Genomic DNA, 10,651 nt, shown 5'->3' on the forward strand with positions numbered 1-10,651 from the left:
GAGCAACAAGCTTCGCGGTGTATGGATTGTGGTGTGCCGTTTTGCCAATCAGCAAAGTCAGAATTTGCACCGGCAGTTGCTGGGTGTCCGGTAAATAATGTTATTCCAGAATGGAACGACTTAATTTATCGCGGCCGTTGGCAAGATGCCGTAGAACTATTACATAAAACCAATAACTTTCCTGAATTTACGGGTCGCGTGTGTCCGGCGCCTTGTGAAGGTGCGTGTGTCTTGGGTATCAACGCCGATCCGGTGGCGATTAAGCTGCACGAAAAAGAAATTATTGACCATGCTTTTAAGCAAGGTTGGGTCGTGGCTGAGCCGCCTAAAGCGCGCACCGGTAAAAATGTAGCCGTAATTGGCTCAGGGCCTGCGGGCTTAGCTGTGGCAGCGCAGTTAAATAAAGCCGGCCATATGGTTACCGTGTATGAGCGCGCCGACCGCATTGGTGGTTTGCTTATGTACGGTATTCCCAACATGAAGTTGCAAAAGGAATTAGTGCAGCGCCGCGTTGATATTTTAGCGCAAGAAGGCATTGTCTTTGTGACTAACACTGAGGTGGGCAAAGACATTAGTGTGGCGCAACTGGAAAGTGACTTTGACTCCGTGGTGTTGTGCACCGGGGCAACCGTGCCGCGCGATTTAGCTGTTGCCGGACGCGAGCTCAGTGGCGTGCATTTTGCGATGGAGTTTTTAACAGCGAACACTAAAAGCCTGCTTGATAGTGAGCATCAAGACGGCGCATTCATTAATGCGAAAGGTAAAAATGTGGTGGTTATTGGCGGCGGTGATACCGGCACCGATTGCATTGGTACTGCACTGCGTCATCAATGTAACAGCGCGATTCAGCTAGAGATCATGCCGCGCCCCCCCGAAAAACGCGACGCAACGAGCAACCCTTGGCCACAATGGCCAAAACGGCTGTTGGTTGATTACGGGCAAAAAGAAGCGATTGCACGACAAGGGGACGATCCGCGTCACTATTTGGTGATGACCACCAAGCTTGAAGGTGATGCACAAGGCAATGTTAAAGCCGTGCATACCGTTGATATTACGTGGCAACAAAATGAACAAGGGCAAATGGTGCCACAACCAGTAGCCGGCAGTGAAAAAGTGATTGCTGCGGATATTGTACTGATAGCTATGGGCTTTATGGGGCCTGAAGGCGGTTTAATTGAGCAATTTGGCTTAGCGCAAGATAACCGTAGCAATATTGCCGCAGAATACGATAAGTTTGCTACCAGTAAAGCGGGTATATTTACTGCAGGCGATAGTCGCCGCGGGCAAAGTTTAATTGTCTGGGCCATCGATGAAGGTCGTCGCTGCGCCCGTGAGGTTGACCGCTACTTAATGGGCCACAGTTATTTACCGTAACTAATAGTCACGACTGAGTGACAAAATGAATATTAAGCCCCGCTGCACTTACGTGCGGTGGGGCTTATTTTATGCGATTGCCTACACATTTACAGCAACTAATAAATAACGATAAGGTAGCGTCGTTTTGGTAGGGGATAGGCCGTTCATCGACTAATATTATAAACTGTCATCAAACTGTGTTTAGATACCGTGACCGCTATTTTATTAGCCATGTTTTCTGCGACGATGAAAGGCACACTATGTTTAAAAAGTTAATGTTATTACTTACGTTCTGCTTACCGATAAGCGCTTTAACCGCAGCGCCTGCCTCTAGCAGTGAAATAAGCGCGGCTGATTTGCTCGCACAATACAGTGATTTTGCTAAGCAATACCACAATTTTACGCCCACTGAGCAAGAGTTAGCATTAATGCAAAAGCTAAAGAACAAACAGGTGTTGGTGGTATTGGGTACTTGGTGTCACGACAGTGCGCGCGAAGTGCCGAGGTTACTTAAGTTACTGGATGAATCGCAAGTGCCGTTAACTAGCCTGAGGTTGGTGACGGTAAATAAAAATAAACAAGACGACGCTGGTGTGGCACACGCTAACAACGTGCAGTACACACCCACCATCATAGTGATGCAAAATGGCAAAGAGTTAACACGCATGGTTGAAAAGCCCGCGGGCACTCTGGCGCAAGATCTCACTAAAAATTTACCTTAATAAACCAGTGAGTTTGCAGCTAATTGGCGCTGAGTTGTAGAGCCGCGGCAAAAAGCTTACATTGCTTACTTTTGCTGTGCAATCCAGTCATTGATCACATTCTCTAATACCGCTATCGGTAATGAGCCTTGGCCAATAACGGTGTCGTGAAAGCGGCGAATATCAAACTTAGCACCCAGCTCTATTTCGGCTTTAGCGCGCAGTTCTCGAATTTTAATTTCGCCCATTTTGTAAGACAGTGCTTGCCCTGGCCACGAAATATAACGGTCTATTTGATCTTCCACGGCTTGTTGCGGCAGGGCGGTATGCTCGGCCAAATAATCGATGGCTTGTTGACGGCTCCAACCAAACGCATGAATACCCGTATCAACAACCAGTCTCACCGCGCGCCACATTTCATAGCCCAAGCGACCAAAATCGCTGTAAGGGTCTTGATAAAACCCCGCTTCTTTACCTAAACGTTCGGTATACAGCGCCCAGCCTTCGCCAAATGCAGAGTGACTTAAGGTGCGTCTAAATTCAGGTACATCGAGCTCCATAGCAATGGCATTTTGTAAATGATGGCCTGGAATGGCTTCGTGCAAGCTCAGTGCTTCTAAATTATACAAAGGCTGTAATTTAGGTGTGGAGGCTAAAAAGTAAGTGCCTGGCGAGCGGTTATCTGGCGGTGGCATATAAAACGCGCCGCGGCTGGCTGAGCCTTTAATGGTAAAGGTATTACGTGGTAAATGGCCAAAGTAAGTGGGTAATTTGCCGTACATCTTTTGCGTAATAAAGGCGGTTTTTTCCAGTAAGTCTTGCGCATCGGTGGCGTAAAACTGCTCATCGGTGGCTAAAAACTGTAAAAACTCACTGTAGCTGCCGTCAAAGCCAACATCAGCAATTATTTGCTGCATTTGTGCTTTTATACGTGCCACTTCCTTGAGGCCAAGTTGGTGTATTTGCTTGGGTGTGGCGTTAGTGGTGGTGTAGTAATTAACCGTATATTGGTAGTAATCAAGCCCGCCTTTAACACTGGCAATTCCCGGCTGCGCTCTACAATGTGGCATATAGTCGTTGACAAAAAAGTCATAAAATTGCTGATAAGCAGGCACAACTTTGGCGCTGATCAATGCTTTTGCTTGTTGTTGGTACGCGGCTTGTTGAGCGGCACTAAATGTACTCGGAATACGCGTAAAGGGCTCGTATAAGGCGCTGTTTTCAGGCTGTTTAACAATATGCGCGCTAATACTCTGGCTGTAATTTTTAAAACTTTCGCAGTAATGGGTAAACCCTGTTTTTATACCTTGTTTCATTAAATCAATATTTTGCTGATTAAAGCGTGGGTAGTCGGCAAGACTCACTAAAAACTTTTCGTAATCATCAGCTGTTAAAAAGGCCATGTTAGCGGGCGCTTCGGCAAAGTAGGTGTGCCAGCCACTTAAAAAGTTAATCGGAAAGTATTTATCTTGAAATAAGTAACTTTGTTGCTCGGTTTCACGCTCATATTTAAATAAGCGGTAATTCATTAATTGTGCGTCGCTGAGCGCACTGGGAGCAATGTTTTTTAAACTATCGAGCACAGTCTTATTGTATTGTTGTCGCTGAGCAATCGCCTGTTCACTCCAGTTAGGCAGGGTGCCATTGGGTTTCCAGCCATCGGGATCGGTGCGAAAGAAGATTTTTTCAGCTTGCGCGTGCTGCCAATGGTTATCGATAATGTGCGTTAATTTGGCATTGTCATCGGCCATACTCGGTAATGAAACAACGGCTAAATACAGTGCTAAAATATTTTTTTTCAACATGGCATTCTCATTCTTAGTGAGTTAATTATTTTTAATAGTAATGATACTACCAAGTTAACTTAACGAATACGCTACTAGCTAAATGTATTTTTGCTCTTTAGAATGGAGAAAATAAAGTATAGAAATGACAATTATGTTTAATAAAGTAATAACGCTGATTGATGCAGCCAATAGCCAAGATCCAAATCAACAGCTGCATCAAGGACAGAGCATAGCAAAAGAAAGTTTATATGCACTGCGCATGACAGACATGCTGCTGCGTTTTAAACCCGATGCCGATGAGTTGATGCAAATAGCAGTACGCGGCCAGCATATTGAGCGCTGGCGGTCACCGCGTAGTGACTTTGCTATGAACAAGCAGGGCTATCATCAGTGGCGTAGTGCGCTTTATATATTTCATGCTTCAAGGGTCGTTGAGCTGATGCAGCAAGTTGGCTTTAATGAAGTACAGCAACAGCGAGTGTATGCTGCGGTAGCGAAGCAAAATATTAAACGTAACCCTGATAGTCAGTTGGTAGAGGATATTGCAAGTTTGGTGTTTATTGAACATTATATGCTGGCGTTTACTCAAACAAAACCTGATTACAATGAAGAGAAATGGTTGGGCATTATTCGCCGCACTTGGCAAAAAATGTCAGTCGCGGCGCGTGATTTTGTATTGGCGGGAAAAATTACCTTACCTGAGCCCTTAGTGGGTATTATTCATAAAGCAGTTGCGTAAAACTTTTTGTTAAACAAAAAAATAGCGTACATTTAATGTACGCCATTTAATATTTTAGCACCTAGCACCTAGCACCTAGCACCTAGCATTTAGCACCTAGTTCTTAGCTTTTATTGCGGTTTTCTTTACTAAAGGCACGAATTTTACGTTTTTGCGACAGCGTCACTTTATTAGTACGCCCTGCAAATGGGTTATCGCCTTCTCTAAATTCAATTTTGATTGGCGTGCCCATAATTTTCAGGGCTTTACGGTAATAATTCATCAAGTAGCGTTTATAGCTATCGGGTAAATCATGCACTTGGTTACCGTGAATAACGATACGCGGCGGGTTATAGCCCCCGGCATGCGCATATTTCAGCTTAACACGACGACCACGTACCAGTGGCGGCTGGTGATCAGCTTGTGCCATATCCATAATACGGCGTAACATTGCGGTACTAATACGTTTAGTCGCCGACTCGTATGCTTCGTCAACCGACTCAAATAAATGACCCACGCCGGTCCCGTGCAATGCCGAAATAAAGTGCAGGCGGGCAAAGTCAATAAAGCCTAAGCGGCGATCAAGCTCGGTTTTAATTCGCTCTTTAACGTAGTCGTCTAGGCCATCCCATTTGTTCACTGCAATTACCAGAGAACGCCCTGAGTTAAGCGCAAAGCCTAATAAGCTTAAGTCTTGATCAGAAATACCATCGCGCGCATCAACAACCAATAACACTACGTTACAGTCTTCAATTGCTTGCAGCGTTTTAATTACTGAGAACTTTTCGACCACGTCGCTTACTTTTTTACGCTTACGTACACCCGCAGTATCGATCAAAATATATTCTTTGTCGTTACGGGTCATCGGAATATAGATAGAGTCGCGCGTCGTGCCGGGCATATCGTAAACAATAACACGTTCTTCACCGAGTATGCGGTTGGTAAGTGTTGACTTGCCAACGTTAGGACGGCCAATAATAGCCAGTTTTACCGGTTTGTCGGCAAACGCTTGGTAATCTGTATCGTCTTCACCTTCTTGGTAAAGCTCGATAAGTTCTTCATCATCATCCGCTACCTCTTCGGCTTGAGCGGCTAATTCAGCAATCACTGGTTGCAGTGTTTTCTCAAGCAATAAGGTAATACCACGGCCATGTGCAGCGGCAATGTGATGCACTTCACCAAGGGATAATTGATAAAATTCGGCACAGTTTGAGTCGGCGTCAATACCATCGGTTTTATTGGCAACCACAAAGCACTTTTTCTCTTGCTTACGTAAGTGGTTGGCAATGGCCTGATCGGCCACGGTCATACCTATACGCGCATCAACTAAAAACAGTACAATATCGGCTTCTTCAATCGCGAGCAGAGATTGATCTGCCATTTCGATTTCAATGCCTTCTTCTGAGCCATCAATACCGCCCGTGTCTACCACGATAAATTCATAGCCATCATAATTTGCTTGGCCATATTTTCTATCACGTGTTAAACCTGGAAAATCGGCTACGAGCGCGTCACGAGTACGTGTTAAACGGTTAAATAATGTGGATTTGCCCACATTGGGTCGCCCTACTAGAGCGATCACGGGAAGCATACACTACCTCTTTAAAAAACAACAAAAGGCTTCGCGCTGCGAAGCCTTAAAAAAATAATTAACTATTAGCGGGTTACACTTATAGCCTGAAGTTAGTTGGGTATTTCCACCGCACTAACTTCCCCATCTCGGGTATATAAAATCAATTTATCGCCGGCAACCACAGGTTCAATAAAAAAGCCTGAACTATCAAAGTCTTCACGAGATACTAGCTCGCCAGTGGCTTTATTCACCCAGTGTAGATTACCTTCTTGGTCGCCAAGTGCTAAATAGTCACCTGCCACCGTAGGACCTGTTAAGTACCAACCACGCAGAGCGGGTTGACTCCAACGTTCAATACCTGAATCTTTATCTAATGCGTAAATAACACCTTGGCTATCTACGACATAAATACTTTGTGCATCCATGGCAATTTCGCGGTAGCTGCTGTACTCACGTTTCCATACTACATTACCAGAGCGAATATCGATTGCCGCTAAGTTGCCATTATACGCAATAGCGTAAGCAAACGGTCCGCTGATCAAAGGTTGTGTATCAACATCAACCAAGCGTTCAAATTCTGAAGCACCTTTAGCAATGGCAATGTCTGCACTCCATGCTGAATAGCCACTGTCTGAAATTAATACGCTCAATTTACCTGTTTCTAGGCCAACCAGCACACCACCGTTAGCCACCGTGGGTGAGCTTTGTCCACGTAATGTTAGAGCAGGCACTTCTTGCTCAAAACGCCAACGTTCTTCGCCAGTATCTGGGTGCATGGCTAACAATTTACCCGACGCTAAATTAACAAAAATTAAGCCATCACCTGCCGCGGGCTTTGAAAGCGATTCACCAGGTACTTTTTTGCGCCAAACTTCTTTACCTGTCTCACGGTCTAGAGCAATAACATAGCCATGTTCAGAGCCTACATATATTTTACCATAAGCTTGTAAGATTCCGCCCGATAATTTTGCACTCTCATTTTTAGCCCATGGCCAAAACGACAGATCGTGACGGACATCGGTTTTCCACAGCGTATCGCCGTTTGCGAGCTTCAGTGCATGTACTTGGCCTTCACGGCTAGCAACAAACACGGTGTCATTATAAATAGCAGGCGATAAGCGCGAGAAAAAGTGTTCAACACCATTGCCCACCGATTCTTGCCACACAACTTGCGTTTCAAATTGATTAACAATTTGCGGTAATACTAGCTCTTCTTCGTCATCGCTTGATGAACAGCCCATTAGCGTTGCCATACACAAGGCTAGGGTAGCCATAGTTATTTTTTTCATAGCTAAAACCTTATGCTGCTGGGCTAGAGATTGCTAGGTCATCTAACTTAACTTGTAATAGTGGGTTGCTGGTGAGTCCACCGGCATCCACTGCAGCTTGATAGGCTACACGTGCTTGCTGTTTATTACCTTGCTGAGTATAAATATCGCCTTTAAGTTCAGCAACATTGGCCGCAAATGCTTCAGGCAGCGTCGCCTCTAAGGTAGTGAGTGCGTCGTCAAACTGCTGCTGGGCAATTTGAATACGTGCTAAACGAGTGATCGCAATGGCTGTTAATTCAGTGTTATCGTTATTGGCGACGATCCAGCTCAGTTTTTCGCTCGCTACATCGAGTTTATTTTCTTCTACCGCATCTTTAGCTGCCACAAAAGCCGCTAGCGTCGCGTAGTTACTGTCTTTATGTTCGCTAAGAAAGCTATCCGCTGATGCTAATACATTGTCACTTGAAACCAGTGTGGTGTAGGCATCAGAAGTTTGCTCTGCAGTGGTAATTTGATGCTGGTTATAGGCTTTCCAGCCATATAATCCACCTAAACCGACAATGACACCAAGTGCCAGTGATAGGCCGTTTTCACGAAAAAAGCGTTTAATGGCTTCTGCTTGTTGTTCTTCTGTTGAATAAATATCCATTTCTACCTCTAATGTTTGCTCAGCTATTAAATAAGCTCAGCGAGTAGCGCTTTAGCTTGTTCTAATTTTAGTGTGACTTGCTCTTTACGTTCGCGTAAATACTTTATGGTCACCACGCCTTGTGCTAATTCATCTTCACCAATAATCACAGCCACAAGTGCGTCGCTCTTATCGGCACGTTTTAATTGTTTTTTAAAGTTGCCGCCGCCGGCATGCACCATTACTCGAAGGTTTGCCACATCGCGACGTAGCTCTGCGGCAATAACGGGTGCTTGTATGCTGGCTTTATCGCCCATCGCCGCTAAATATACATCGGCGCTTCGGCGAACATCACCAACACATTCAAGGGCTTGTAGTAACAGCACTAAACGCTCAAGGCCCATTGCAAACCCAACCGCAGGAGTGGCTTTGCCGCCAAGTTGCTCAACTAAGCCATCGTAACGTCCGCCAGCACACACAGTACCTTGTGCGCCTAAGCTGTCGGTGACCCACTCAAATACAGTGCGGTTGTAATAATCTAAGCCACGCACTAACTTTTCGTTAATCGTGTATTTGACGCCAGCGGCATCTAAACGTTCACATAAATTTTCAAAATGTTCTTTTGATTCAGTATCTAAATGCTCAGATAACTTCGGTGCGTCAACTAAAACAGCCTGCACTTCGGGGTTTTTGCTGTCTAACACTCGCAATGGGTTAGAATACATGCGACGTTTTGAGTCTTCATCGAGTGCATCAAGGTGTTGCTCTAAGTAGGCCACTAACGCATCGCGGTATTTTGCGCGCGCTTCGTTAGAGCCTAACGAGTTGAGCTCTAAGCGTACATGCTCGCTGATACCAAACGACTGCCATAATTGCGCCGTTAATAAAATCACTTCAGCGTCGATATCGGCCGTTGCAATACCAAAAGTTTCTAAACCAAACTGATGGAATTGACGATAGCGGCCTTTTTGTGGGCGCTCATGACGAAACATCGGACCCATGTACCAAAGGCGTTGCTCTTGGTTGTAGAGTAAGCCATTTTGATTGCCAGCCCGCACACATGCGGCGGTGCCTTCTGGGCGTAGAGTAAGCATGTCACCGTTGCGATCGGCAAAGGTGTACATTTCTTTTTCAACGATATCAGTTACTTCACCAATAGAGCGTTTAAATAAATCGGTTGATTCTACAATAGGAAAACGAATTTCTTGATAACCGAACGATGCTACTGTCTCGCGTAAAATGTGTTCAACTTTCTGCCAAATTTGCGTATCGCCTGGCAGGCAATCGTTCATACCGCGAACTGCCTGAATTTGTTTTGCCACTGATAAATCCTAAAACTGTTTTTTGCGCAGCCAGTTGCCGCAGCAATATAAAATTATTGACCCTATATTATAACCTTAACTCATGCGTAAATGCGAGTCTAGCGGCGTGTTATCACTAACTTACTCAGTGATAACCGCGTGCAATAGGGGCAAACTAAAATGTGTGTAAATGTTTTAATTACTCAACGATTTTGATATCGATAGCGGTTTGTTTTTGCTTTTGCTCGATATAGTCGCGCACATAGCCTTCGAGTTGATCGACAATATTATTGTTATCAATACGCGCTTTTTGGCGTTCGCCATTAATATATAACCCCGAACGGCGATTAGCCCCAGCCAAACCAATGTCACTGACCAGTGCTTCACCTGGGCCATTAACCACACAACCGATGACTGACACCGAAACCGGTTCAATAATATCTTCTAAGCGTTCTTCAAGTTGGTTCATGGTGCTCACAACATCAAACTCTTGGCGAGAACAACTTGGGCAGGCAATAAAGTTTATGCCGCGCGAACGAATGCGTAACGACTTTAAAATATCAAAACCGACTTTTATTTCTTGCACCGGATCAGCAGCAAGCGACACGCGCAGGGTATCACCAATGCCTTCGGCCAATAGCATACCTAAACCTACTGCCGATTTAACCGATCCCGAGCGCATGCCACCGGCTTCGGTAATGCCTAAATGCAGCGGCTGCTCTATTTCTTTTGCTAATAAGCGATACGCGCCCACGGCTAAAAATACATCTGAGGCTTTTACCGATATTTTAAATTGGTCAAAGTCTAAGCGGCGTAAAATATCGACATGGCGCATTGCTGATTCTAATAATGCTTCGGGGGTCGGCTCGCCATACTTTTCTTGCAAATCGCGCTCCAGTGAACCACCGTTAACCCCAATACGAATCGGGATGTTATGCTCGCGAGCGGCGTCTACCACTGCTCTAATACGCTCTTCACTGCCGATATTACCTGGGTTGATCCGCAAGCAATCGACGCCGTATTTGGCTACTTTTAACGCAATACGGTAGTCAAAGTGAATATCGGCCACTAACGGAATTGAGACCTGCTGTTTGATACTTTTAAACGCCTCGGCCGCGTCCATGGTCGGGACTGACACGCGTACGATATCGGCGCCGGCATCTTGAATGGCTTGAATTTGCGCTACCGTGGCATCGACATCGAGGGTGTCGGTGTTAGTCATTGATTGCACCGCAATCGGGGCGCCGTCGCCAATGGGCACATTGCCGACGTTAATACGGGTTGATTTTCTGCGTTTAATTGGAGATTCTGAAAAC

General features: G+C 45.3%; 9 protein-coding genes. 3 read left to right on the forward strand and 6 right to left on the reverse strand.

Annotation, left to right across the window (positions count from 1 at the left end; all coding sequences use genetic code 11):
- Both ABYB02_RS10565 and ABYB02_RS10570 read left to right on the forward strand, forming a co-directional pair.
- A partial coding sequence (locus tag ABYB02_RS10565) for a glutamate synthase subunit beta (RefSeq protein WP_372762424.1) occupies positions 1 to 1,374 on the forward strand: 1,374 nt, incomplete at its 5' end.
- A 242-nt stretch (positions 1,375 to 1,616) separates the two neighbouring features.
- A complete protein-coding gene (locus ABYB02_RS10570; RefSeq protein ID WP_372762425.1) occupies positions 1,617 to 2,078 on the forward strand; it encodes a thioredoxin family protein in 462 nt (153 codons plus the stop codon).
- Positions 2,079 to 2,143: 65 nt separating this feature from the next.
- Here the strand turns inward: ABYB02_RS10570 and ABYB02_RS10575 are convergent, their stop codons facing one another.
- Positions 2,144 to 3,862 carry a DUF885 family protein gene (locus tag ABYB02_RS10575; RefSeq protein WP_372762426.1) on the reverse strand — a complete coding sequence of 573 codons (1,719 nt, stop codon included), beginning with the start codon at positions 3,860 to 3,862 and terminating at the stop codon, positions 2,144 to 2,146.
- Between the two features lie 133 nt (positions 3,863 to 3,995).
- Here ABYB02_RS10575 and ABYB02_RS10580 point away from each other — a divergent pair, with 133 nt between their 5' ends.
- On the forward strand, positions 3,996 to 4,583 hold the full coding sequence (locus ABYB02_RS10580; protein WP_372762432.1) for a DUF4202 domain-containing protein: 588 nt from the start codon (positions 3,996 to 3,998) through the stop codon (positions 4,581 to 4,583).
- A gap of 103 nt (positions 4,584 to 4,686) precedes the next feature.
- Here the strand turns inward: ABYB02_RS10580 and der are convergent, their stop codons facing one another.
- From der to ispG, 5 genes are all read right to left on the reverse strand, one after another.
- Positions 4,687 to 6,153 (reverse strand): ribosome biogenesis GTPase Der, encoded by a 1,467-nt coding sequence (der, locus tag ABYB02_RS10585; RefSeq protein ID WP_372762427.1) that lies wholly within the window; start codon positions 6,151 to 6,153, stop codon positions 4,687 to 4,689.
- A gap of 92 nt (positions 6,154 to 6,245) precedes the next feature.
- Positions 6,246 to 7,424, reverse strand: coding sequence for an outer membrane protein assembly factor BamB (gene bamB, locus ABYB02_RS10590; RefSeq protein WP_372762428.1), 1,179 nt, complete (start codon positions 7,422 to 7,424; stop codon positions 6,246 to 6,248).
- Between the two features lie 10 nt (positions 7,425 to 7,434).
- Positions 7,435 to 8,055 carry a YfgM family protein gene (locus ABYB02_RS10595; protein WP_372762429.1) on the reverse strand — a complete coding sequence of 207 codons (621 nt, stop codon included), beginning with the start codon at positions 8,053 to 8,055 and terminating at the stop codon, positions 7,435 to 7,437.
- 26 nt (positions 8,056 to 8,081) lie between these two features.
- On the reverse strand, positions 8,082 to 9,356 hold the full coding sequence (gene hisS / locus ABYB02_RS10600; RefSeq protein WP_372762430.1) for a histidine--tRNA ligase: 1,275 nt from the start codon (positions 9,354 to 9,356) through the stop codon (positions 8,082 to 8,084).
- Positions 9,357 to 9,534: 178 nt separating this feature from the next.
- On the reverse strand, positions 9,535 to 10,651 hold a 1,117-nt coding region (gene ispG / locus ABYB02_RS10605), incomplete at its 5' end, for a flavodoxin-dependent (E)-4-hydroxy-3-methylbut-2-enyl-diphosphate synthase (RefSeq protein WP_372762431.1).

Origin of the sequence: Pseudoalteromonas sp. (assembly GCF_041613455.1) — a bacterium.
Taxonomy (GTDB): Bacteria; Pseudomonadota; Gammaproteobacteria; order Enterobacterales; family Alteromonadaceae; genus Pseudoalteromonas.